This is a genomic window from Cellulophaga sp. 20_2_10 (assembly GCF_023476645.1).
GTDB lineage: Bacteria > Bacteroidota > Bacteroidia > Flavobacteriales > Flavobacteriaceae > Cellulophaga.
Genome location: NZ_JAMCOJ010000001.1, coordinates 322810 through 345801, shown reverse-complemented (window position 1 = coordinate 345801; position 22992 = coordinate 322810). Strand labels below are relative to the sequence as shown.

Sequence of the window (22992 nt, the reverse complement as noted above, 5' to 3'; positions counted from 1 at the left end):
AAAGTGAAATGAGTGAAATAAAAATATTTCTAGCTAAAGGCAATCAAGTAGAAGTTTCTGTTCAATTTGATAACGAAACGGTTTGGTTAAATAGAAACCAACTCGTTACCTTGTTCGATAGAGATGTTAAAACTATTGGTAAGCATATAAACAATGTCTTTAAAGAACGGGAGTTAAGTAAGGATTCAGTTGTCGCAAAATTTGCGACAACTGCTTTAGATGGTAAAACATATCAAACAGAACATTATAATCTTGATGTAATAATATCCGTAGGTTATAGAGTTAAATCTCAAAGAGGAACACAATTTAGAATATGGGCAAATAGTATTTTAAAAGACTATCTCATTAAAGGCTATGCGCTTAATGAAAAACGTTTAGAGCAAAAAGAACAAGAAGTAAAATTACTAAAAGACGGGATTCATATTTTAACCAGAACAGTAAGTAAAGCAATAGAAGATAAAGCATCAGACACTATAATCTTAGAGACCTTTGCTAAAGGTTTAAGCTTGTTAGATGATTATGATCATGAAGAGCTAGATGCTAAAGGTTTAACGACAAAAGAAGCCAATTACCCAAGTTTAAACGATTATCAGGAAATAATCAACCAAATGCTCACGGAGTTCGATTCTGATGTTTTTGGTAAAGAAAAAGATAAAAGCTTTGAGAGTTCTGTGGCGCAAATAGCAAAAGGATTTGGGGACGACGATTTTTACCCAAGTTTAGAAGAAAAAGCAACCATGCTTTTATATTTTGTAGTAAAAAACCACTCGTTTGTAGATGGTAACAAGCGTATTGCAGCAGCTTGTTTTTTAAAGTTTTTGCAACAAAACAACATGTTGTTTAATAGTGAGCAGCAACCCATAATTAGTAACGATACATTAGCCAGTTTAACACTATTTATAGCTTCTAGCAAACCAGAAGAAATGCAAACGGTAGCACGTTTAGTAATTAGTGTGTTAAACAGAAATAAAGACAATTAAGAATGTTCAATTAGGAATTAGGAATTAAATGAAAGAGAATATTGTACAAACTAAGTCGTATGCTTTCGCAATTAAAATTGTGAATATTTGTAAAGTTCTTCAAGATGAAAAGAAAGAGTTTATTTTGAGTAAACAATTATTGCGTTCCGGAACATCGGTAGGTGCAAATATAGAAGAAGCTATTGGCGGTCAAAGTAGAAAAGATTTTTATGCAAAACTCACTATTTCATATAAAGAAGCCAGAGAATCTAAATATTGGATACGATTGTTAACCGATACAAACTATTTGACAAAACAACAAAGTGAACCACTTTTAATTGATATTGAAGAACTATTACGGATTATTGGAAGCATCCAAAAAACAATAAGAAACAATTAAAAATTACGAATGAAGAAGGGAGAATTAGGAATTACGACTTGAACATTCCTAATTGAATCCGTAATTCATAATTAAAAATTCATAATTGAATATATGACAAGCACAGCACAATTTGAAACCCAAACCAAAGCACTCATAGACGACTTAAAAAGCGTTTGTGCCAATTACGGTTTAGGAAATGACGGAAACGAATTTAAAATAATAACCCAAGTCTTTCTATATAAATTCTTAAACGATAAATACGTTTACGAGTTAAAACAGTTAGAACCAGATTTAGCAAAAGCAGATAATTTTGACGAAGCTCTTAAAAAGTTTTCCGATGATGATCTAGAAATGCTAACCATGCAAATAAGCGAAAACACTGCGAGTATTGCACCCAAAAACTTATTGTCGCGTTTATTTGAACAACAAAACAAAGATGATTTTGCTGATATTTTTGATGAAACCTTAGTAAGCGTAGCCAAAGATAATATCGATATATTTTCGGTACTTTCACAAGGAGGTGAAAAAGTGGTGTTGTTTGAAAACTTAAGTAAATATGTTACCGATAATAAAGATGCCTTTTGTAAAGCCTTAGTAAACAAATTGGTTGGTTTTAGTTTTGAGCATATATTCACGCAGAAGTTTGATTTTTTTGCAGCTATTTTCGAGTATTTAATTAAAGATTACAATACCAATAGTGGCGGTAAATACGCGGAGTATTTTACGCCACACGCTGTAGCAAAAATTATGGCAGCCTGTTTGGTAACCGATACTAACGTAAACAATGCAACCTGTTACGACCCAAGTGCCGGATCGGGAACGCTGTTAATGAGTATTGCTCACGCCATTGGCGAAGATAAGTGTACCATTTACTCGCAAGATATTTCTCAGAAATCATCGGCTTTACTGCGTTTAAATTTAATTTTAAACAATCTGGTACATTCCATACAAAACATTATACAAGGCAATACCATTTTAAGTCCGTATCACAAACAAGATAACGGACAATTAGAACAGTTTGATTATATAGTCTCTAATCCACCATTTAAGCTAGATTTTTCCGATTACAGCGCAGATTTAGACAGCAAAGCCAATAAAGAACGCTTTTTTGCAGGAATCCCAAATATTCCAAAAACCAAGAAAGACTCTATGGCTATTTACCTGTTGTTTATACAGCACATTATGCACAGCCTTACCGCAAAGGGTAAAGCAGCCATTGTAGTGCCAACAGGTTTTATTACCGCACAATCTGGTATCGATAAAAAAATTAGGCAAAAACTGGTAGAAAGTAAAATGCTAGCAGGTGTAGTCTCTATGCCATCTAACATATTCGCCACCACAGGAACCAACGTAAGTATTTTGTTTTTAGATAAAACCAATACTAAAGATGTGGTGTTGGTAGATGCCTCTAATTTAGGAACCAAAGTAAAAGAAGGTAGAAACCAAAAAACGGTATTAAGCGAAACCGAAGAACAACAAATTATAGATGTATTTAATGCCAAAGAAGCCAAAGACGATTTTTCTGTAGTAGTAAGTTATGACGATATTAAAGCCAAAAACTACAGCCTAAGTGCAGGACAGTATTTTGAAGTTAAAATTGAATATATAGATATTACTGCGGAAGAGTTTACCACTAAGATGAATGCTTTTGAAATCAATTTAGAAGGCTTATTTGCAGAGTCTAAAAGTTTGGAAAAAGAGATTCAGAATAATTTGAAAGGGTTGAAGCATGACTAAATTTAGAATTACGACTGTTGAAGAGGTTGCTGAAAATTTTGATAATATTCGAGTGCCTTTATCCTCTAAGCAAAGAAAAGATATAGCGAAAATATATCCATATTATGGTGCTCAAAGCATAATTGATTACGTTGATGATTTTTTATTTGATGGTGAATATATCTTAGTTGCTGAAGATGGTGAAAATTTAAAATCACAAAATAATAACGTTTGCAATTTAGTTAATGGAAAATTTTGGGTTAATAATCATGCTCATATAATTAGGGCTAAAGAAGGTAATAGTACAAAATATCTATGTTATTATCTTAATTTAATGAATTTTAAACCTTTTGTAACGGGTTCTGCTCAACCAAAGCTAACAAAAGATAATTTAAATTCTATTCCTTTAAAGATTCATAAAAAAGAAGAACAAAAACAAATAGCCAAAGTCCTTTCCGATTTAGATGCCAAAATAGAAGTTAACAACAAAATAAACCAAGAATTAGAAGCGATGGCAAAAACGCTTTACGATTATTGGTTTGTACAGTTCGATTTTCCAGATGCTAATGGCAAACCTTATAAATCGTCTGGTGGTAAAATGGTTTTTAATGAAGCCTTGAAACGTGAGATTCCTGAGGATTGGGAGGTTAAGTTTTTGACTGAAGAGATGGATTTACAATATGGCTTTCCTTTTAGTACTAAACTTTTCAATGACGAAGAAAAAGGAGTACCTGTCATTAGAATTCGAGATATTTTAAATTGTTCTATTTCTAATTATTCTACCCAAGATGTTGATGATAAGTACAAATTAAATAAAGGAGACATAATAGTAGGAATGGATGGTAATTTTCATATTAATTACTGGAATAAAGAAGGGTGCTATTTAAATCAAAGGAGTTTAAGAATAAGGTCAAATGAAGATTCTATTTCAGAAATACAAGCTAGATTTTCAATTGAACCATATATAAAAGCAAGAGAGAAAAATGTATCAAGAACTACCGTAGCTCATTTAAGTGCTAAAGATGTAAATGATTTAAAAGTTTTAAAAGCTACAAATGAAATTCAATTAAAAGCAAATGATTTTTTCAAATCTAATTTAGATAAAATAGTTTCAAATAGGGAACAAAACCAAAAACTCTCAGAGCTTCGCGATTGGATCTTACCTATGTTAATGAATGGGCAGGTTAGTGTTGGTGCGGTAGAGGAGCAGTTAGGTATGGTTGCGGAGGATAATGTTAAATATAATAAAACTGTATGAAAAGAATTATAATTTTAAAAGGAGTAAGCAATACGGGAAAGACAACAAAAATTAATCAAATAGCTGATTGGATAATAAGAAAATACGCTATACCCAACACAATTGGTTTAGATACTTCAGATTTTGGGAAAGATACAATAGGTCTATTAAAAGTAAATAAGTTAGTTATCGGTATTAATACAGCAGGAGATGATGATGAGTGTATAAAACAAATAGATACGATTGCATCTAAATGTGATATACTTATTTGTAGTTGTAGAACAAAAGGGATTACCTATCAGCATATTTATAAAAATTATAATCGATCTTTAGGATGGTTAGAAACTAAAATAAATGTTGATGAAATTACGCCAGGTAATATTGCAACTCAATCTGTTAGAGATGCAGCTATTATTGATGAGTTGAAGACTTGGTTAACAGGATTAGAAAAGTAAAATATGGAATCTATCAAGCTTACATTCGCAAACTTAATAAATGAACTGCAGAAAGATCATTTAATTGATCGTAAAATAGTAGTTGAAGAAGAAGTTAGGATAGATTCAAGTAATTTTAATTGGGATGTACGTATTATTGAAAATGTAACTTTTGATAAGTTATTATTTTTTCGAGATGTAGATATAAAATCAGGGTTGATTTTTAAAAATTGCATTTTTAAATCTGGCGTAACATTTAATAATGTAATTTCATCAGATTCCCAAATTAATATTAGTCCGTACAATACAACTATTGTTTTTGAAAATTGTGTAGGGTCAAAATTAGTTATAACTAATAAATGCAATTTTAAAAGAGGAATTAAAATTGAAAATAATTCAGAGTTTGAAGTTATTTCTGTTCTACATTCTAAAATTGAACAAGGTTTAAAAATAGAAGAAAGTAGGATAAAAGAACTTTTAGATATATGTAATTGTAATTTGGAATTACGATTAAACAAAGTAAAGGTTTTAAAAAATATAAGAATAACTTCTTTTAAAGGAGATATAGCACTTATTTATTGTGAAGTTGATAGTTGGGTTAAATTTTGGAATGTTGAGTGCCCTAATAGTTTTACTCTTAATGACAATATTTTTAATGGTGATTTTATAATAGAAGGAAGTAGATTAAATGGTTTATTTATTCATCGCGATACATTTAATAAAAAAGTTACACTAGAGAACAGAGATCGCTCGAGTAATAATAATAATAATGAAGCTTATTGTAATGAGATATACATAACTGAGGCAAAATTTATAGAAGGTGTAGATTTTAATGGTTTAGGTAAATTAATAGAGAAAATAACATTAAGTATTACTCCTAATTTACAAGGTGTAATTAAAATTAGTGGTTGGAAAGTTGGAAAGTTAAATATTTCTGGTGTAAATCAAAATTTAAAATTGATTCTTAGTCAATTAGAGTTGAAGCGCCTAATTATAATAGAATTTACAAACTATAATGATATTACATTTGAAAGATGTGAGGCTGATAATACTAATTTCAAAACTGATTTAGTTCCCAAGAGTTCTATGTTATTGGCTCATGCAGACTTAGGCAAAACTAAATTTATAGAATTTAATTTTAATTCATTTGATTTTATTGAAATTAATAATTCTTCTTTTAATGAGATCTATACATCTAATGTTGATTGGTTTAATGAGGATAAGTTACAAATTCAAGATCGGTTAGGAGATCAATTAAAAATTGCAAAAAGGAAGAGGGAAGTTTACAGGCAATTAAAGCAATCATTAATAAGAAATGGTAACCAAATTGATAGTTTAACATTTAAAGCAAGAGAGTTAAAGGCATATAGAGAAGAACTAAATAAATTAGGAAAGAAATATAGTTGTTGGGATAGGATAATAATGACAGTTAATCAAACTAATAATTATGGATTAAGTTGGTGGAAACCTACTTGGATAATTTTTTTTATCACACTGTTTTTTTATTTTATTATGGTACCAATATTCTCAACAGAAATGGATTATGCAATAGCAAGTAATTGGGACGAAGTAAAAACAACTTTTAGTGAATTTTACATCAATTTTGAAGTTTTTTGGAAGTTATTTAATCCAACAAGAAAATTTACTTCAACTTATGGTAATTTGGATAGTGCTTTGCTCCATTTTTTAGATTTATTTCATCGTATTATTTTGGGAGTTTTTATTTTTCAAATTATTAAAGGGTTTAGAAAATTATCTACTAAATAACTTTTCATATAATAAATTACTTACTATGCCCACTCTTTAAGCTATAAAAAGTAGCCTGTACATAATCTGTAGCGGTACCGCTATTATTTTGGTTGTAGACTCCTGCTTTAAAATACATGTATTGTCCGCCAACATCGTAACCGCTGTTGGTCATAGCTACAAATTGTTCAATAGCATCTTTGCCGTCTCTGTTAATGGTAACCCACATGCTATTGCCTGTGACTTTTACGGTATAGCTAAATTTTTCATCTAAAACAATACCATCTTCTGGGTTGGTAGCACTTTTAGAACGGCTACCTATAAGCTCATAATAGGTTTCGGCAGCAGCATTTTCTTCATGCGCTATATAAATGCTACCCAAAGTATTGTTGGGTAGTTTACGGTAGTATATACGTAGCGGCTCGTCATTATTAGCGTGTATTTGGCCAATAATAACTCTTCCTACTTGGTCATCGTCACCAGTAGTGGTAACGTGGTTTACGGCTAGTGTAGCATATAATTCGCCATCGTAACCACCAGCATTGTCTATATCTGTTTGCGGAGCACTACCAAAAACCCAATTGTTTTTAGTAATACCCTGTGTCTCTATGTTGGTGTTGCCAGCACGTAGCATTTCACGTAGTTCTGTTCTCGTATATTTTGTGTTTTCAGAAGTTTTATAGCCTGCTACAGGACATTTAAACACCATTCCGCCATTGGTACCCGTATAAAAGTAATTTGAGTTTTGATAGCCGTTATTTAATTCGTCTTCTTTAACGGTATCTGCTTTGTTGTTGCCATCTTTATCTATAGGAATACTAATATTCCAGGTCGTAAGATTAAAGTTTGCTGAGGGTGCAACATTAGCATCTAAACCATTGGCAGTATCAGTAGCAGTAGTCGTATTTTCTTCTTCGTTTTCTGTTTGGGTTGTTTCTGTGTTTTCTTTCTGTTTTTCTGAAGAATCATCATTAGAACTACAAGAAGAGATAAAAAAAGTGCAACCAAAAATAAGGAGACATAGAATTGTGCACCTAAAATTTAGGTGTTTGGTTGGGGTATTGTTTCCGTGCATAAACAATATTATAATATGTTAAGCTGTAATATACTATAAAATAGGGGAGTAGCTGTTTAATTTTTATAGAACTAGACAAACAACTATTTAAAATAGTGAAATTTTAATATTTTTGGGGTATGAATAGCAATTTTGTAAATGAATACTTTGGTATAGATATTCAGAACGGAAAAACACCAGAGAATTTGGGCGTTTTATGGCGAACTGCTCAAAACCTAGGGGCAAGTTTTATTTTTACTATTACACACGGTTTATTAAATACAGCTATTTGTTTAATTGCGTTTGCGCACAAATTTTTGTAACAGTATAAGTATGCGCTGATATTTTATGTGCTGCGCGTATTTTTTTGTCAACCTGTTTTTCCGTTTTCAATATTAAATTAACCTAAAAAAACAATATAGTACCTGTATTTCCAAAAAGCAAAAACCTATTTTTCCGATAAATCAATAAATAAAACCTGTTTTTCCAATATTAAACCCGTTTTTCCACTATATTTGATGTAAGTATCTTTATTAAAGCTATGATAAATAAACGTTTTTCACATAAAATAACAGTTTTTCACGGTATGCAAGTACCAGAGGAAGGAACACTGGTTGGTTATGGAGCTGTTATAGAAGGCTTACAATTAGCAATGCCTTTGCCAGATAAATTGGCTATTATAAGCGAAAAAAGGAGAAGTTATAGTACAGAAAAATGGAATGTGTATTCGTCTAGAAATATTTTTGATGATAACTTGTACAAACATTTAGTTTTTGCCTTAAAATACGAAGGCATAAATCTATTATTCTTTAAAAAATTATTCGAAAAAGCATCAGAGAAAGATATTGTTACCTTATTGCAACTAGAACCAACAGGACAATACAGTCGTAAAATATGGTTTTTGTACGAGTGGCTTTTGCAAAAACAACTTCCAATAAAGGATTTGGCAATTAAAAACTTTGTGGCTTTAATAGATACCAATATACAATATGCAATTACTGGTACACGTTCTGCCAGACATCGTATAATAAACAACCTTCCTGGAACCGTAGATTTTTGTCCGTTAATTTTTAAAACCCAAAAATTAGAAACACATATTAACGCCAATCTATCTGATAAAAAAAACACATTTTTAAATAGTATACATAAAGATGTATTACAACGTGCCTATTCTTTTTTGCTTTTAAAGGATTCAAAAGCTTCCTTTACTATTGAGAATGAAAACCCAGGAACCAATAGAGCTATGCGTTGGGGAAAAGCAATTGGACAAGCAGGAAACAAACCATTGCGTGTAGCAGAATTAGAGCGTTTACAGCAAATAGTTATTGAAAATGCCAGATTTATAAAACTAGGATTAAGAGATGAAGGCGGTTTTGTTGGAGAACATGATAGATTTTCTGGAGAGCCAATTCCAGAACATATATCAGCAAAACACCAAGATATAGCATCGTTATTAAACGGATTGGTTAGCGCCAATATGTTAATGCAAGATGCGTCTTATGATGCAGTATTAGCAGCTGCATCTATAGCATTTGGATTTGTGTTTATACATCCTTTTGAAGATGGTAATGGTCGTTTGCACAGATATTTAATACATCATATACTAGCTAAAAAAGAATTTACAAAACAAGGAGTTATTTTTCCAGTATCAGCATCCATTTTAGACCATATTGATGATTATAGAAAAGTACTAGAAAGTTACTCGCATCCATTATTAGATGTTATTAAATGGAAAGTAACAAAAGATAATAATGTAGAAGTTTTAAACCATACCATAGACTTGTATCGCTATTTTGATGCCACCAAACAGGCAGAATTTTTATACGATTGTGTAGATGATACGTTAAAACGAGTTATTCCGCAAGAAGTAAACTATCTGCAAAATTATGATGCTTTTAAAAGATATCTAGATAACGAATTTGAAATGCCAGATAAAATGGTGGCTACTTTAATTCGATTTTTAGAACAGAATAATGGTGTATTATCAAAAAGAGCATTAAAAAAAGAATTTTCAGCATTAAAAAAAGAAGAAGTTAAAGCTATAGAGGCGCAGTATAAAGTTATTTTTGCGGTATGAATAGCAATTTTGTAAATGAATACTTTGGTATAGGTATTCAGAACGGAAAAACACCAGAGAATTTGGGCGTTTTATGGCGAACTGCTCAAAACCTAGGGGCAAGTTTTATTTTTATTATTGGCAATAGATATGCTAAACAAGCGTGCGATACACACAATGCTGTAAAGTCTATACCGTATTACCATTACAATACGTTTACCGATTTTAAAAATAACATTCCTGTTGACACTAGAATAGTGGGAGTGGAGTTAGATGATACTGTGGTAGATTTAGAAACCTTTGAGCATCCAAGACGCTGTGTGTACTTGCTAGGGGCAGAAGATCACGGTTTAAGTAAAGAAGCCATAGAAGGAGCGCACTTTTTAGTAAAATTTAAATCCACCTTTAGTTTAAATGTGGCCGTTGCAGGCAGTATTGTGTTATATGATAGGCAACTTGGCAAACCAAGAAGTTAATTTATGTGTTTTTTTTAGGGTCTAATTTTTTAGTAAACAAAGACTTACCGTAGTTAGCAATAAAAAAAGAAGAAAAAAGCACTAAAATCTTTTATAGAATAAAAAAAGGTTCTTATATTTGCACCCGCAATCAGGGAATACCTGATGAGACACTTGGAGAAATGGCAGAGTGGTCGAATGCGGCAGTCTTGAAAACTGTTGAGGGTCACACCTCCGGGGGTTCGAATCCCTCTTTCTCCGCAAAAGAAACCCGTAACGAAAGTTACGGGTTTTTGTTTTTTATAACTACGCTGAAAATTTATTTTCATAAGTAGTTTAAAAAACAAAAACCTACAAACGTAGTTTGTTAGGGTTTTATGCTTGCTAGGGATACTTATCTGGGATGCACGTAGTGAATCCCTTATGATTTCAAGATTTAGGCATTTGCTAAATGCCGTAAGAGGGATACCATAGTAATCCTTTTGCTAGTGTTTTTAGGGTAGTTCTTTAAGATTTTATGCTTACTCAAGATTCTTATCTGGGATGCACGTAGTGAATTCTTAGTAGTTGTTTTATTTTATAAAACCCCAGTTTGTTAAATTACTCGTTACGCTGGTGTACCATTTTAATTGATGTAATAATATTTTTATCAAAATCCTCGTAGAACAAAAATGTTTTTTCGTCTAAAAGAGCAATTTTGTGGTATCTATTCTTTTTTCTAAACCGTCCTATGATGCTTTCAGATCGACTTTCGCTTATATAATTTGTATCTGGAAATTCCCAACTTCCTTTGTAGGCATTTAAACTATCATTTTTAAAATAATTAATAAAAGTGCCATCTGCGTAATACTTTTTAAAGCTTCGATTGTTTCCAGAGTATGTTTTTTCAAAACCACCACTAAGTTTAGCCTTTAGAAAAGTACCGTACTTGTTCTTTTCTACACTATAGATGAATTCTACTCCTTTATATCCTATAATGCCCATATTTAGCAGTTCTTTTGCATTTTTTACATTTTCTTCGGAATCGCTAGGTATTTTTATTAGTAGCGCATAATCTGCTTGTGTCCATTCTTCTGTACATAAAAATGTTGTTAGCTTTTCTTTTTCCTCTGCTTCTTTTCTGAGAAGCTCTTTTTCACGATACGTATCTTGTGCCTTTAAAAGTAAATTTTGATAGGTATTTTCACCTAAGTTGATATATTTACTTTCAGAATCTGCTATGTATTCTTTTAATATTTTAAAATCAGCTTCAGGAATTAAATTTGAAATCTCTTTTAAATTATCACTGTTTGAAGATGAATCGTATTTTTTTTCAAGGTAATTGGTAGTGCAAGATGTTAAAATAACACCAACTAAAACGAGAACTAATTTTTTCATAATAAATTTTTAGACAGATAGCAGCATTTTTAATTGGATCTGACTTCCATTTTTTAACTAATTTTTATTTAGAAGTCAAACTTTTCAGTATTTGTTGTTTTAGTATTTATTCAACAACGTACAAAATAGTAAAATCAAATTTAAGCTTCGTAGGTTTATCGTTTTTTAGATAAGGTTTCATCCTAGGAATATTTTCAATAATTGAAATTCCTATTTTCTCTAATTTGGGGTGAGGAGATCTTGCTGATATATTCCTAATGTTTCCGATGCTATCTAACTCAAATAAAATAGTAGTTCTTTTTTTTCCATTAACTAAGTCTAAATTTTTTGCAAGTTCGTTGGTAAAGTGTTTTTGAACTTCGGTGTTTAATAGGTCTACAAAACATTTTTTAGAAATGTCAGTACTACAATTAGGGTAAATAGGGTAGTTGTTGGCTGGTATGGTTAAAGTAGTGCCATCACTATCAATTTCTTTTAACTGAACCGATGTGGTTGTAAGTTTATCAAGGTTGTACTGGTTTATAGGTATAGCACATGTTACCGTTTTACAATTACAGTTTAATACTATTAGTGCTATTAGTGCTATTTTATATTTCATACCCTTTTTTATTACCGAACTACTTTTTTACTTCGTACTATTTGACAAATACGCTTTTTACAAGCTAAATGTTTGGTCCTTTTTCTTTGCAGAATATTTTAATTGAAAACCTACATCTGACAAATAGGGACGCGAGGCAATTTTTATTCTCGTATAATCTAGCCTATATTCTCTTAGACACCTTTTAATGGCAGCAATTCCTTTTTCTTCATCATATACCTCGCAAAGTATGTTAAGTGCATATTTGCCTTTAAAAGCAATCTGCTCTCCCATATCGGCCCCATCTACATGTCCAATTCCTTTCCAGCCTAATTCATCGTTAAGATATTCAGAAACTTTATCTTTTAACCAATGGTCTCTTTTAGCGCCTTTCAGACTTTTCATTTCAAACTGAACAACTAGCCAAGTTAAGTCAGCTTCATGAAACTCCGAATACCCTAGTTTTTTAAAGTTCTCTTCAAAATGACTAAGAAATTCAGAACTTGTTTTAAATTTCTCTCCAACAGTAAACTCTTCGGTTTCGCCTTTTTTACCAACTTTTCCTGTGTGTACTACGACTAATTTTTCATCAGAAACCCAACATTCTGCATATAGTAAATTGTTTGTAGCGTCTCTTTTATGTAGTTTAAACATTTGCTTATTATTTTTGTAACAGTAGTTCCATAGGATATTTTTTATAGCCAAAAATCTTGATTTTTTTGTCCAAATCTTGATATCTATTCTCAAAGCTTTCAAAATTTCCGGAATAACCAAATGAGCCTATTTTTTTTAATCCCTCAACTATTTTTAAAGAACCCACTTTTACAAATGAATCTTTAAATTTTAGTAAATCTTTATGTTCAACTGCATCAATTGTGAGTCCAAAAAAGAAATTATTATTTCCGCCAACATAATCCCAAATTCTATCAATTCCAGGTTGTTTTTCTCTTGTGTTTTTTTTGTCAAACCCGGAGCCAATTGTTCTTCCTAAAATCATCTCTTTAGCAACTAATTGTTCCGTAGAAATTTCTAAACTTGTATACGTAGTTGGGACAAACCAATAATTACAATTTCCTCTATATTGGTCTATTTTTACACAAATTAGACTTCTGTAGCTATTATCTTTAACTTTGAATGATAAAATATCATTTTCGTTAAATATAAAATTTGAGATTTTTCTATATTTTTTTGGTTTCCGAATTTTAGTATTTGGTTTACTAATCTTAGTTAAAAAGCGCTTTAAAACGCTTTTTCTTGACTTACCTTCTTTCTCGGATAACTTGGTCCATTCTTCTACACAAGCATTTTTTATTGTAATACTTTCAATATAATTGATTCTTTCGGGTGTCATTAATCCAATTTCCCAATAAGCAAGTCCACAACTTGTTACATAAATTTCATTATCAAAATCGTCAAAATAATCTGGTTGTTTTAAAGGGAATTCATGTAGTATCATTTTTAATTCAGCTTCACTATCATACAAGTCCATAATTCCCCAGTATGTATCGTGGGCAGTATCTCCATCAATTATTTTAGTTCCATCTGTTGCCATTCTTTTTTTTTAATTGGCTGCGTTTGGATTTAAGAAACGCAGAGTAGGTACTTATAAACTCAACCTCTTATTTTTTACAGTACTTTTTCTTTAAATCTGGATTTATTTCTTCCAAATCAAAATCATCATACAAGAATTTATCTATGCCTATTTTTCTTTCTTTCAATAAATACGCTGTTACCATTCTAAATTTAAAATATTTAAACGAGGGATCGTCTATATCTTCCTTGTCATTACAAATGTCTTCTAATCCTTTTTCTTTGTTAAATGAACTTTCATTTGCTATAAAATCACAATATCCTTCACTTTTCCAAGAAGGAAGTAATTTACATTTAAAACTACCTAGTTTATTTTCTAAAAGAGAATGAACGGTCTCGTGAGCGATAACGCCACTTACTGTTCTTTTGTTATTTTCTTTTGCATTTCTAAAAATAACGTTATCTGAAATTGAAGATTTAGAAAGAAAAATATTTTGAGTAATGGGGTAGTTTATAGCAAATGCTTTTCTCGAGAACAATGCAAAAAAAGTAAACTCATTAAAGTTATTACAAATAAATATATCTTGATTTATTTCTGTTTTAAAAAGTTCACTACTTTTTAATAATTTTTCAGATTCGTCTAAAACCAGCTTTAATTGTTCTGTACTAATAGCATTGGAATGGTAATGAACAGAAAAATTCTTGTAGTCTAGCTTATTCGCAAAAAGAAATGAAGGGAACATTAGTATTAGAATATAAATTAAACTTATTCCTCCAAAAATCCAGTTAACTATTTTTTTTATTTTTTTCATAATGTACCCCAACGTATTTATATTATTTCACAATTGCTGCTCCCCAACGATCATATTTTACACCTATACTAGGAGTATAGATTGCAAGACCTTGAGTTAAGTCCGTTAATTCTTCTCCAATTAATTTTGAATGCTTTGTAAGAGTTAGCTTTTTCGGCTGTGTATTACGCAGGTGAATTAAATATAGACAAACCTTAGCGTAAAACCCAAAAGAACTTTAGGAAGTAAGTAAGCACTAGCAATGTTAAAGTACATTGCTAGCGTTTTAGTCTTAATTTTCTTCAGTTATTTCTTTTTTTAACTTTATAATATCTGCTAGTTTCTGCATTTCTTTTTTAACTCCTTTTCTAATTACAATGAAAAGAATGATGGCAATAACAACATAAGAAACATCAATTAATATAATATTCCAAGATTCCATATGTGCACTAAATTCAGGCGTTATCATATAAAAACCGATAGTATATAGCCCTATAATTATAGGCGCAATAACTTTGTGAATTATTTTTCTAAATTGATGAAAATTCTCAGTGTTTTCAGTAGTTTTTAAGGTAGTATCTAAGTTGTTAATTTGTTTTGCTTTATAGATGCTAATCACTTCAATTAAAATTCTAAATACCAAACCAAAAATCATTAATCCGGCACCAACCTTACTTAATACTTCCTTTACAGGAGCAACATAATAAAAGAATAGAGAAATTACTATAAGTGTGGTTAACAAGATTGTAATTGTACCGTAATAGAAAAAATAGTTTTCTTTTTCCTTCTTCTTTATTTTGGCATATAGACCGTCAAAGTTTGTAGCAGAAAGATCAAGATTATTTTTGCTGCTTTCCCAGGTGTTTTGCAGTTCTTTAAAATCGCTATTCATTTTTATTATTTTTTAAAATTGTTTCAAGACGTTTTTTAATCCTGTGGATTTTAACTCTCACATTTATTGCTTTTATACCTATAACCTCTGAGATACTATCATAATCTTGGTTTTCTAAAACCATCATAATAATTAAACGGTCTATTTTTTTTAGTTCTCCAATGGCTTTATATAAGTCAGAAACATCGTTGTTTTTTGTGCTTTCAGTTTCTATGGTAGCTGCCTTATTTTCTAGGTCTACTGTTGTAACTGTCTTTTCTTTTTTATCCTTTTTTACATACTGCAAACAGGTGTTTACTGTTATTCTGTAAATCCAGGTTTTATAAGAAGATGTACCTCTAAATTTATCTAGATTGTTCCATACACTAATAAATATTTCTTGAGACAAATCGTTGGCAGTATCCTTATCTCCTTTAACAAAACCCAAACACATTTGTAAAACCATTGGATGGTGTTGGCGATAAATTGTTTCAAAAGGTTCGTTTTTATTATTTTTCATTTACCAAAAAATCTGTTGCGGTTTTATAGAACCATTCTGGTTCATCTAACATTAAAAAGTGTTTGCTGTTAGTTGCCATAACTATTGTTTTGTTTGGTAAGTTAGCATATTGCTTTTCATAGTTTTCTTTTGCAATTTTTACGTCTGGGAAAGATGCACCTATTATTAAGGTTTTACACTTTACTTTATCTAAGACGTTTCTTAAATCTAGTTTTAATAAATCTGTATATCCATAAACCCACGTTTTTCTGTCAGCCTCAGCTATCCAATTTGCTATAATCACTTTTTTATCTTCTTTTAAGGTCATATTTGCCGCCATTATATTTGCCATATTTTTAAATTGTTGCGCATCCATTTCTAGCATTTGCTTATTATACGGACTCTCATAATAAAAGTTTTCTGCGGGTACATTAGGCATCATTACTTCTCGCATACAAGGTAATGCTTCAACTATAATAATTTTAGAAACGTTACTAGGTAATTCAGCTGCTATATCAACAGCTAAATTTCCGCCCATACTGTGGCCAACAATAGTAATGTTAGACATATTATTGTCTTTTACATAGTTAATAATAGCGTTTTTTATATTTGAATACCAAGGCATTTCTATAGGTTGGTTGCCATTAAAGCCTGCATAAGAAAACAGATACGATTTTCTTTCTAGTTTTAAGTTCTCAACAGTTTCTTTCCATACAGAACCAGGTGTTGCAAATCCTGGAAGATATAAAACTGGCTCACCTTGTCCAACAGTTTCTACGGTAAAAGCTTTAGCTTCTGTTGTCTTGTCTAGAGTTGCTTCTTTATTTTGGCCAAAGCTAGTAGTGCTGCTTATGGTAATAATGAATAGGGTAATAATTCTAATTAATTTTCTCATAATACTATTGTTTTTTAATTGTTTGTATCCCTTTGATTAAAAAAATAGTATTTGTTACACTTTAGAATTAATTATTTTTGAAAATAAATTTATTTAGGGTCGTTTATCTTCTGAAAACTTAAGTTATTATTATGAATAGTAATTAGTTAGGTTTTTTTTAATTTTGAACTTTTTTCTCTCTGTTGTACAATTAAGATCAAGTTTATTTTACGGCCATAGAATGCCCTATTATTTGAAGCAATGGTTGCATTTTTTTGTCATACCCTCCAATGTCTCTAACAATTATATCTGTAATAATTAATCGTCCATTTACATTTCTTGCAGTTGTATAATAATATTGCGTTTCGTCATCGACCTTAAAACTTTTTGTTATAAAGGAATCTGATATTTTTAAGTCATCATAGGGTTCATACTCACCTTCGGTTACAAAAACATCATACAATTCTAATTTTAAGTCTTTAAAAAATTGACTATTTAGTACTACGTTATTCTTTTCTTTATTCTCATAGTTTACAAGAGACATTTGTAGTTTTTCATCATCTGTTTTGGCTCTAAACCTGTCACTTTTATAAGGTATCCAATTCACTGGTAAATTAACAATAAGTATATTGTCTATTAAGTGTTTTTTAAAATCGGTGACAAATTCAAAACCTTCTTTTTCTTCTTTCTTTTTACTGTTAAAGAATGAAAATAATCCCATATTATTCTTGTTTTAATTATAAATCCGTGTAAAGCACTGGCGCAACTAATAAAGTACATACAAACCAAATAGAATGCCCATACGTTTGCAGACTTTAAGATTAAAGAGGAGGTGAGTAGCGGTAATTACCTAAAACCATTACTAAACATAATTACCCTATTTACACTATAGTATAGCGTTTATATTTCGTACTCAATAACTCCAAGGTATTTAAGCGTTATTCCAGTATCTTTTATAGATTTTGGGTTTTTAATTTGGTCATGACTTATAAAAATTAGCGTATTAAATGTAGACTCCTTTAATTTAGAACATCTATTTTCAAGTTCGGATTTCCAATGGTTAGAATAAGAGTATTCATTAAACTGATTTTTTATATTCCCTGTTTGTTTTTCAAATCCAGATTCCATAAAATCGTGATCAATCCATATTTCTCCTTGCGATTTTGCAAATTTAGAGACAGGAATAGCATCATAGTCTTCTAGTTCATACCTACTGTCATCCTCAGCAATAAAATTGGAGTATAGACTTTCGTTTTCAAATTTACCTATCCAAAAGTGACTTTTTTCAGTTTTCATTTTTTATTATAAATTACACCTAATACTTATGTCTATTGTTGCTCCGTAAAAGTTATTTTCTATTATATTTTTTGATATTCCAATGTCATTTCTTCATCTTCTTTGCTAAACGAACTTATTTTAATGACATAAAATAAGTTTTCACTTGTATGCACTATAAATTGTAGGCCTGTTTTTATTTTTCCTCTATCAACACTATCTACAAATGTATTGGGAAACATTTTTTTTATGTCTGCTTCATGTTCTCCTTTTTCAAGTATTCTTAGCAATACATTCTCTCCGCTATGTGTAATTCCTCCATCAAAAGATTCTTCTAATCCATTAATTTCTGGATCATTTGGCTCTATCCAAAGGTCTGCATCAATTTCTTTTAAATTAGCATCCAATTTAAGTAATGACCCGCTAGATAAGTCTACAAAAACTGCGGGATATGATCCGTAACTAGATGTATCAATTGTTATTATACCCTTATCGCTTACTTGCGAATAGGCTGAAAAAGTAATAACAATTATTAATAGATTTATATATTTTAATGCTTTCATTCTTTTAATTATATACGTTAATGTTAACGGTTTTGTTTGTGTTTAAAGCACCTAATTTAGCACATAAACACCAAATAGAATTGCAGATGCTATAGCAAGTAGAAGTAGGTGTGTAGTATTAATTAATTTTATATAGTTTTAGAACACGTTTTCTTTATTTTGTCACCTAAAAATGCTCCGGAGATAAATGTTGGGATAAACCCAAATATTAAAATCCAAAATAATGGTTTAAAATAATAATCAACAATAGAATCAGAAACATTATGACCTCTCATTATGCCTTCTTCTAAAAACCCAACTGTTGCACCTCCAAAAACTCCGCAAATTAAAATAACCATTACTCCGATCATCCCAACAAGAATTGAATTCCATTTTTTTTCACAAATCAGTTTCCCCATTTTTTGGCCAACGTAATAACTTGAAACAAATAATGCAACTATTGCTGCTGTAAAATTTAAATAGAAATAGATAATAAAATCAAAAAATTCTTTTATTGGGTTTATAGTTCCTCCTGACATACTAAAAAATAGCAGCATTGCAATCAGAAGATTTATAAGAACCGTTATATAGGTATACTTTACAGGTTTATTCATTAAGTTTAATTAGGTGTAAATTACAATCTATATGTTAATCATAATCATAATCATTGTTAGTGAGGGGTAATCCAATAAATGCGCTTCTTCTATCTCAATATTTTTTATTAAAACACATCTTTTAATGTTGATTAACTTTTTTATATAGTGTTAGGTATTTTAAGCACGGTTATATATCAAGTAATTTTACAATCACATAAAAATCTATTTTGCTTTTATCTTTCTCCAAATAGATTTCTCCTTTTTGATTTTCTTTTTCTGCATTTCCATACATTGAAATTTCTAAAATATAATTTGGGTTACTTTTTATTAAGTCCTTATTCTTGATGTAACCATTTTTTCCATTAGTTGACTCCCAGCCACAGCACGTAAATTTTAGTTTTCCAATACCATACTTTTTTATTAGAATAGTTTCTATTTCATCAGAATTATGACCTAGTACCTTGTATTTGGCTTCAAGGACAGTTTGTCCTTTTCCTTTTTGGCATTCTATAAATTCTATTTTCTGATTTTGTTCTGCATATTTCAGTAACAAATCTTCACAATCTATGGACTTGTCTGCACAAGGTTTAAAAATAAGCAAAGCTAAAATTAATAAAATGGGTTTCATATTTTTTTATTTGGCACTTAAATTACATTAAGCGTTTAAACTTTGGGCTAAGCACTAAAAACGGTATTAATTAGATCCATTATTGTGCATAGATTTTAGTTGGGTCCATCTATATTTAATTCATAATTTGAACTGAATTTATTTTTCTCATTACTAAAGCTAAGTGTAAACCATCCACCCATTCTTCCAACATCACACCAAAGGTCTAGTTTATTATTTACTAAATCATTAATCTCTATGTTTTGGTAAATTATAGTAATCACATTTCCTACACTGTAATCTAAATCATTAAAATCAATCATTTGAAATATTGAGTTATCCCGTTTTTTAATAATCTTTAGTTTGGACATATAAACTCTATTTGCGTCTTGTTCTTTTGAATAAACACCTATAAAATAATAATCTTTAAGAGAATGTAATTGTAAAATTTCAACATTTTCAAAAGACGCATCTTCACTTTTATCGGTCAGTTTTGATACATATGTTAAATTCAAAGGAAGTGTCTTTTTACTTTTTAAGTCAGTCCAATAGCCTTTAGAGATTTTTTCTAAAAACTCAAACTCTAAGATAGCAGACTCTTTGTCATTATAGTTTTCGTAAAGTTTAATTCTGTTGTTTTTTAAAGATCCTATTAGTTTAATAGGGTTATTGTATTTGTCATATTTGTAAACTCCATTAATAGTAAACTCTTTTTTGTCCTCTTCACCAAAATATCCTTCTGTAATTTGAATAGAAAGAGTTATTGGGTATTCACCTATTTTTCCTTCATAGTTGTAACATTGGTACCAACCTCCATAAGATTTAGTTAGTCCAAGTATAAGAAAAACAGTACTTAATAAAAGAAATTTTTTTTTCATAATTTTTATTTTTTACTTCGGTAAAGGTGTATGGTTCGTTGCTTGTTTTGAGTATTAAATTTAGTTTATACAAACCAAATAGAAAATAGGTAAGTCCCTACGTTTTCAAATTCGTAAGTAGGCGAGGACTAGCAATTACTTATGGCTACTATGCGCTGCAACATTTATTTTAAATTTATTTCTTTCTGTATTTTTTTCTTCTGCCCATTTTCTTGATTTTGCACTATTTCAATCTTAGATTCTTCAATTTTGATGTGATCAACAATAGTATAAATAGTACCAAGTCCACGGAACCAATTATTGGGTAAATTAATAGTATCTTTTGTGTTATTGTCAATATCAACTATGACAAAAGATGGATCGTTACCATAATTTCCGATAGGAGCAATACCTAAATTAGGGTTATCAGTTTCAAAACCGGAATCATTCTTATTTGGGTAAAATAGAATTGGCTGAATTGATGGTTTCTCCTTTTCCATATTAAAAATTATAGCAAACAGACATTCGGTTCCGCACCCATCTACAATAGCCAAGCTTTTTTTGGATATCCAATCTACTTTGGCGTAGATAGGAAGGTGATTTGTACGCTCTTTTACAACCGATTAGTAAATCAATTTTATGTTTTATAACCATATTCAGCTGGTATATGCTGTGAATAATCTTCCTTAGATCTTTATTTAATTTTTAAAAATTTTCCATTTGAAATTGTGTCAAGTAAAACTTCAGTTTCTTTTTTTCCGTTTACTGCCGTTTTGGGTATTTTGTTAAACCCTAAAAAAATCAGTATTATTCATACAAATGGAATGTTTTTCATAGTACATCTAACTTGTTTATATATGGAACTTTTGTTCCGCCTATTATTGGGTCTATTTTTTATAAAAATAACTCTTATTTTCTTAGAATGTAAAACTATTTATTAATAGTAGCATTGCGCAATTGCATTAGAAATACTTCTAAAGGGTATAAAATTAATGGTAGCTAATCTTTGCTTTCAAAATTTTCACAATTGAACAGGTCACTATTTTACTACTTAACAGCACTAATCACTTAAAAACTATATAAAAAGACCATAAAACAGTATTTTTGCAGGCTATGGAAGAATGGTATCATTACCTACTTTTAATTGTAGTTGGTTTTGCAGTAGGTTTTATTAATACAGTAGCAGGTGGAGGTTCTTTAATTTCACTGGCGGTATTAATATTTTTTGGTGTACCACCAAGTATAGCAAATGGTACCAACAGAGTTGCAGTAGCCATACAGTCCGTCTTGGGTGTTGCAGGATTTAAAAGCAAAGGCGTTAGTACGTTTCCGTTTAACATTTACTTAGGAATTTCTGCAATGTTAGGCTCTATAGTTGGTGCAAATATAGCTGTAGAAGTAAGCGGAGAAACCTTTAATAGAATTTTAGCTGTAGTAATGATGGTTGTTTTGCTCATCATTATTTTTAAACCCAAATTAAAAACAGAAGATATACACGAGCGTATTACAGGTAAATACTTGTGGATAGGTATAATAGCTTTTTTCTTTTTTGGTATTTATGGTGGTTTTATTAATGCCGGTTTAGGCTTTATAGTTATTCTGTTTTTACACTATGCCAACCATATGACATTAGTACGTGCAAATGCAACAAAAGTAGCGGTGGTTTTAATTTACACTTTAGCAGCATTGGCTGTTTTTATATATTACGATAAAATAATTTGGGAAATAGGTCTTGTTTTGGCAATTGGTAATGGTTCTGGTGCTTGGGTAGCAAGTAGAGTTTCGGTAGCTAAGGGAGACGGATTTATAAAGAAGTTTTTAATGCTAATGATAGTGGTTATGGCAGTAAAACTTTGGTTTTTTTAATGCAATTGATAAATAATGGAGATTATAAAAAAATTAGAATGGCGTTATGCTGTTAAAAAGTTTAATGAAAAAGTAGAAATTGCAGATGCTAAAATAGATGCGATTAAAGAAGCTTTTAATTTAACGGCAACATCTTATGGCTTGCAGCCTATAAAAATGGTTGTTGTTAAAAATAAGGGTTTACAGCAGCAATTAGCTGCAAGCTCATACAACCAGCAGCAAGTGGCGCAAGCGTCTCACGTACTGGTTTTATGTAGAGAAACAGAAATAAGCTCGGACTATATTGCCAATTATTTTAAGCGAGTACAGCAAGTGAGAGGCACTAGTTCTGCTATTTTAGACCCTTTTAAAGAACAACTAACAGCTAGTTTTAGTCAAAAAAATGATATAGAAGTAGCACAATGGGCTATTAATCAGGCCTATCTTATTTTAGGGAATTTATTAACTGTTTGTGCAGCTGTAGAAGTAGATGCCTGCCCAATGGAAGGTTTTATACCTGCAGAATACGATAAGCTTTTAGGGTTAGATACCTTAAAATTAGCTTCTGTGTTGGCAATGCCAATAGGTGTAAGGGCAGATGACGATGTATTTTCTACCTTTAAAAAAGTACGCAAAGAGACTGTAGAAAGTGTCATAGAAATAGCCTAAAATTACTAACTTTACAGTTATATTGAAGCTATTGTTTAAATAG

26 protein-coding genes, 1 tRNA gene and 1 pseudogene are annotated in these 22992 nt (G+C 30.5%); 12 read left to right on the top strand and 16 right to left on the bottom strand.

The features are described from left to right. Positions 1–8 precede the first annotated feature (8 nt). The 6 genes from M4I21_RS01585 to M4I21_RS01560 all read left to right on the top strand — a co-directional run bounded on the left by M4I21_RS01585 (position 9) and on the right by M4I21_RS01560 (position 6495). Positions 9–980 (top strand): virulence RhuM family protein/type II toxin-antitoxin system death-on-curing family toxin, encoded by a 972-nt coding sequence (locus M4I21_RS01585; protein ID WP_249557245.1) that lies wholly within the window; start codon positions 9–11, stop codon positions 978–980. 28 nt (positions 981–1008) lie between these two features. Continuing rightward, on the top strand, positions 1009–1359 hold the full coding sequence (locus M4I21_RS01580; RefSeq protein WP_249557243.1) for a four helix bundle protein: 351 nt from the start codon (positions 1009–1011) through the stop codon (positions 1357–1359). A gap of 93 nt (positions 1360–1452) precedes the next feature. Beyond that, the gene (locus M4I21_RS01575; RefSeq protein ID WP_249557241.1) at positions 1453–3078 is read left to right on the top strand and encodes an HsdM family class I SAM-dependent methyltransferase; all 1626 of its coding nucleotides are present in this window, start codon (positions 1453–1455) and stop codon (positions 3076–3078) included. Next, entirely contained in the window at positions 3071–4315 is a 1245-nt protein-coding gene (locus M4I21_RS01570; protein ID WP_249557239.1) for a restriction endonuclease subunit S, read from the top strand. Before M4I21_RS01575 ends, M4I21_RS01570 begins: the two co-directional genes overlap by 8 nt. Then, the gene (locus M4I21_RS01565; protein WP_249557237.1) at positions 4312–4749 is read left to right on the top strand and encodes a hypothetical protein; all 438 of its coding nucleotides are present in this window, start codon (positions 4312–4314) and stop codon (positions 4747–4749) included. Before M4I21_RS01570 ends, M4I21_RS01565 begins: the two co-directional genes overlap by 4 nt. A gap of 3 nt (positions 4750–4752) precedes the next feature. After that, a complete protein-coding gene (locus tag M4I21_RS01560; RefSeq protein ID WP_249557235.1) occupies positions 4753–6495 on the top strand; it encodes a hypothetical protein in 1743 nt (580 codons plus the stop codon). A gap of 16 nt (positions 6496–6511) precedes the next feature. Here M4I21_RS01560 and M4I21_RS01555 read toward each other — a convergent pair whose 3' ends face one another. After that, the gene (locus M4I21_RS01555) at positions 6512–7549 is read right to left on the bottom strand and encodes a polysaccharide lyase family 7 protein (protein WP_249557233.1); all 1038 of its coding nucleotides are present in this window, start codon (positions 7547–7549) and stop codon (positions 6512–6514) included. A 119-nt stretch (positions 7550–7668) separates the two neighbouring features. Here M4I21_RS01555 and M4I21_RS01550 point away from each other — a divergent pair. From M4I21_RS01550 to M4I21_RS01535, 4 genes and pseudogenes are all read left to right on the top strand, one after another. Next, positions 7669–7791, top strand: a pseudogene (locus M4I21_RS01550) (RNA methyltransferase); the annotation flags it as partial. A 278-nt stretch (positions 7792–8069) separates the two neighbouring features. Beyond that, positions 8070–9605, top strand: coding sequence for a Fic family protein (locus tag M4I21_RS01545; protein ID WP_249557232.1), 1536 nt, complete (start codon positions 8070–8072; stop codon positions 9603–9605). After that, positions 9602–10060, top strand: a complete 459-nt coding sequence (locus M4I21_RS01540; RefSeq protein WP_249557231.1) for an RNA methyltransferase — start codon at positions 9602–9604, stop codon at positions 10058–10060. Before M4I21_RS01545 ends, M4I21_RS01540 begins: the two co-directional genes overlap by 4 nt. 155 nt (positions 10061–10215) lie before the next feature. Continuing rightward, positions 10216–10300 (top strand) — tRNA-Ser (locus M4I21_RS01535). A gap of 339 nt (positions 10301–10639) precedes the next feature. Here M4I21_RS01535 and M4I21_RS01530 read toward each other — a convergent pair. The 15 genes from M4I21_RS01530 to M4I21_RS01460 all read right to left on the bottom strand — a co-directional run bounded on the left by M4I21_RS01530 (position 10640) and on the right by M4I21_RS01460 (position 20989). Further along, on the bottom strand, positions 10640–11416 hold the full coding sequence (locus M4I21_RS01530) for a hypothetical protein (RefSeq protein WP_249557229.1): 777 nt from the start codon (positions 11414–11416) through the stop codon (positions 10640–10642). A gap of 106 nt (positions 11417–11522) precedes the next feature. After that, a complete protein-coding gene (locus M4I21_RS01525; protein WP_249557227.1) occupies positions 11523–12014 on the bottom strand; it encodes a hypothetical protein in 492 nt (163 codons plus the stop codon). A 57-nt stretch (positions 12015–12071) separates the two neighbouring features. Further along, complete coding sequence (locus tag M4I21_RS01520) at positions 12072–12647, bottom strand: hypothetical protein (RefSeq protein ID WP_249557225.1); 576 nt, start codon at positions 12645–12647, stop codon at positions 12072–12074. A gap of 7 nt (positions 12648–12654) precedes the next feature. Next, positions 12655–13545, bottom strand: a complete 891-nt coding sequence (locus tag M4I21_RS01515; protein ID WP_249557223.1) for a hypothetical protein — start codon at positions 13543–13545, stop codon at positions 12655–12657. Positions 13546–13612: 67 nt separating this feature from the next. After that, positions 13613–14335, bottom strand: coding sequence for a hypothetical protein (locus M4I21_RS01510; protein ID WP_249557222.1), 723 nt, complete (start codon positions 14333–14335; stop codon positions 13613–13615). Between the two features lie 271 nt (positions 14336–14606). Further along, complete coding sequence (locus tag M4I21_RS01505) at positions 14607–15206, bottom strand: hypothetical protein (protein ID WP_249557221.1); 600 nt, start codon at positions 15204–15206, stop codon at positions 14607–14609. Then, positions 15199–15705, bottom strand: coding sequence for an RNA polymerase sigma factor (locus M4I21_RS01500; protein WP_249557219.1), 507 nt, complete (start codon positions 15703–15705; stop codon positions 15199–15201). Before M4I21_RS01500 ends, M4I21_RS01505 begins: the two co-directional genes overlap by 8 nt. Then, the gene (locus M4I21_RS01495) at positions 15695–16579 is read right to left on the bottom strand and encodes an alpha/beta fold hydrolase (protein ID WP_249557217.1); all 885 of its coding nucleotides are present in this window, start codon (positions 16577–16579) and stop codon (positions 15695–15697) included. Before M4I21_RS01495 ends, M4I21_RS01500 begins: the two co-directional genes overlap by 11 nt. A 202-nt stretch (positions 16580–16781) precedes the next feature. Then, positions 16782–17279: a hypothetical protein gene (locus tag M4I21_RS01490; RefSeq protein ID WP_249557216.1), complete on the bottom strand. Its 498-nt coding sequence runs from the start codon at positions 17277–17279 to the stop codon at positions 16782–16784. 179 nt (positions 17280–17458) lie between these two features. Continuing rightward, a complete protein-coding gene (locus M4I21_RS01485; protein WP_249557214.1) occupies positions 17459–17854 on the bottom strand; it encodes an immunity 22 family protein in 396 nt (131 codons plus the stop codon). A gap of 62 nt (positions 17855–17916) precedes the next feature. Continuing rightward, positions 17917–18396 carry a hypothetical protein gene (locus M4I21_RS01480; protein ID WP_249557212.1) on the bottom strand — a complete coding sequence of 160 codons (480 nt, stop codon included), beginning with the start codon at positions 18394–18396 and terminating at the stop codon, positions 17917–17919. 128 nt (positions 18397–18524) lie between these two features. Continuing rightward, the gene (locus tag M4I21_RS01475) at positions 18525–18989 is read right to left on the bottom strand and encodes a hypothetical protein (protein ID WP_249557210.1); all 465 of its coding nucleotides are present in this window, start codon (positions 18987–18989) and stop codon (positions 18525–18527) included. Positions 18990–19158: 169 nt separating this feature from the next. After that, positions 19159–19599: a DUF4952 domain-containing protein gene (locus tag M4I21_RS01470; protein ID WP_249557208.1), complete on the bottom strand. Its 441-nt coding sequence runs from the start codon at positions 19597–19599 to the stop codon at positions 19159–19161. 95 nt (positions 19600–19694) lie between these two features. Further along, a complete protein-coding gene (locus M4I21_RS01465; protein ID WP_249557207.1) occupies positions 19695–20456 on the bottom strand; it encodes a hypothetical protein in 762 nt (253 codons plus the stop codon). A gap of 164 nt (positions 20457–20620) precedes the next feature. Continuing rightward, positions 20621–20989: a hypothetical protein gene (locus M4I21_RS01460; RefSeq protein WP_249557205.1), complete on the bottom strand. Its 369-nt coding sequence runs from the start codon at positions 20987–20989 to the stop codon at positions 20621–20623. Positions 20990–21548: 559 nt separating this feature from the next. Here M4I21_RS01460 and M4I21_RS01455 point away from each other — a divergent pair. Next, a complete protein-coding gene (locus M4I21_RS01455) occupies positions 21549–22301 on the top strand; it encodes a sulfite exporter TauE/SafE family protein (protein ID WP_249557775.1) in 753 nt (250 codons plus the stop codon). Between the two features lie 15 nt (positions 22302–22316). Continuing rightward, positions 22317–22949, top strand: a complete 633-nt coding sequence (locus M4I21_RS01450) for a nitroreductase family protein (protein ID WP_249557203.1) — start codon at positions 22317–22319, stop codon at positions 22947–22949. Positions 22950–22992 lie beyond the last annotated feature (43 nt).

Bases quoted from the DNA above. Each gene is read 5' to 3' on its own strand.
- M4I21_RS01555 (WP_249557233.1), bottom strand. From the start codon at position 7,549: ATGCACGGAAACAATACCCCAACCAAACACCTAAATTTTAGGTGCACA.
- M4I21_RS01530 (WP_249557229.1), bottom strand. From the start codon at position 11,416: ATGAAAAAATTAGTTCTCGTTTTAGTTGGTGTTATTTTAACATCTTGC.
- M4I21_RS01580 (WP_249557243.1), top strand. From the start codon at position 1,009: ATGAAAGAGAATATTGTACAAACTAAGTCGTATGCTTTCGCAATTAAA.
- M4I21_RS01475 (WP_249557210.1), bottom strand. From the start codon at position 18,989: ATGAATAAACCTGTAAAGTATACCTATATAACGGTTCTTATAAATCTT.
- M4I21_RS01575 (WP_249557241.1), top strand. From the start codon at position 1,453: ATGACAAGCACAGCACAATTTGAAACCCAAACCAAAGCACTCATAGAC.
- M4I21_RS01560 (WP_249557235.1), top strand. From the start codon at position 4,753: ATGGAATCTATCAAGCTTACATTCGCAAACTTAATAAATGAACTGCAG.
- M4I21_RS01565 (WP_249557237.1), top strand. From the start codon at position 4,312: ATGAAAAGAATTATAATTTTAAAAGGAGTAAGCAATACGGGAAAGACA.
- M4I21_RS01585 (WP_249557245.1), top strand. From the start codon at position 9: ATGAGTGAAATAAAAATATTTCTAGCTAAAGGCAATCAAGTAGAAGTT.
- M4I21_RS01570 (WP_249557239.1), top strand. From the start codon at position 3,071: ATGACTAAATTTAGAATTACGACTGTTGAAGAGGTTGCTGAAAATTTT.
- M4I21_RS01525 (WP_249557227.1), bottom strand. From the start codon at position 12,014: ATGAAATATAAAATAGCACTAATAGCACTAATAGTATTAAACTGTAAT.
- M4I21_RS01505 (WP_249557221.1), bottom strand. From the start codon at position 15,206: ATGAATAGCGATTTTAAAGAACTGCAAAACACCTGGGAAAGCAGCAAA.
- M4I21_RS01515 (WP_249557223.1), bottom strand. From the start codon at position 13,545: ATGGCAACAGATGGAACTAAAATAATTGATGGAGATACTGCCCACGAT.
- M4I21_RS01540 (WP_249557231.1), top strand. From the start codon at position 9,602: ATGAATAGCAATTTTGTAAATGAATACTTTGGTATAGGTATTCAGAAC.
- M4I21_RS01455 (WP_249557775.1), top strand. From the start codon at position 21,549: ATGGAAGAATGGTATCATTACCTACTTTTAATTGTAGTTGGTTTTGCA.
- M4I21_RS01495 (WP_249557217.1), bottom strand. From the start codon at position 16,579: ATGAGAAAATTAATTAGAATTATTACCCTATTCATTATTACCATAAGC.
- M4I21_RS01450 (WP_249557203.1), top strand. From the start codon at position 22,317: ATGGAGATTATAAAAAAATTAGAATGGCGTTATGCTGTTAAAAAGTTT.
- M4I21_RS01485 (WP_249557214.1), bottom strand. From the start codon at position 17,854: ATGAAAACTGAAAAAAGTCACTTTTGGATAGGTAAATTTGAAAACGAA.
- M4I21_RS01545 (WP_249557232.1), top strand. From the start codon at position 8,070: ATGATAAATAAACGTTTTTCACATAAAATAACAGTTTTTCACGGTATG.
- M4I21_RS01465 (WP_249557207.1), bottom strand. From the start codon at position 20,456: ATGAAAAAAAAATTTCTTTTATTAAGTACTGTTTTTCTTATACTTGGA.
- M4I21_RS01520 (WP_249557225.1), bottom strand. From the start codon at position 12,647: ATGTTTAAACTACATAAAAGAGACGCTACAAACAATTTACTATATGCA.
- M4I21_RS01480 (WP_249557212.1), bottom strand. From the start codon at position 18,396: ATGAAAGCATTAAAATATATAAATCTATTAATAATTGTTATTACTTTT.
- M4I21_RS01490 (WP_249557216.1), bottom strand. From the start codon at position 17,279: ATGGGATTATTTTCATTCTTTAACAGTAAAAAGAAAGAAGAAAAAGAA.
- M4I21_RS01470 (WP_249557208.1), bottom strand. From the start codon at position 19,599: ATGAAACCCATTTTATTAATTTTAGCTTTGCTTATTTTTAAACCTTGT.
- M4I21_RS01510 (WP_249557222.1), bottom strand. From the start codon at position 14,335: ATGAAAAAAATAAAAAAAATAGTTAACTGGATTTTTGGAGGAATAAGT.
- M4I21_RS01500 (WP_249557219.1), bottom strand. From the start codon at position 15,705: ATGAAAAATAATAAAAACGAACCTTTTGAAACAATTTATCGCCAACAC.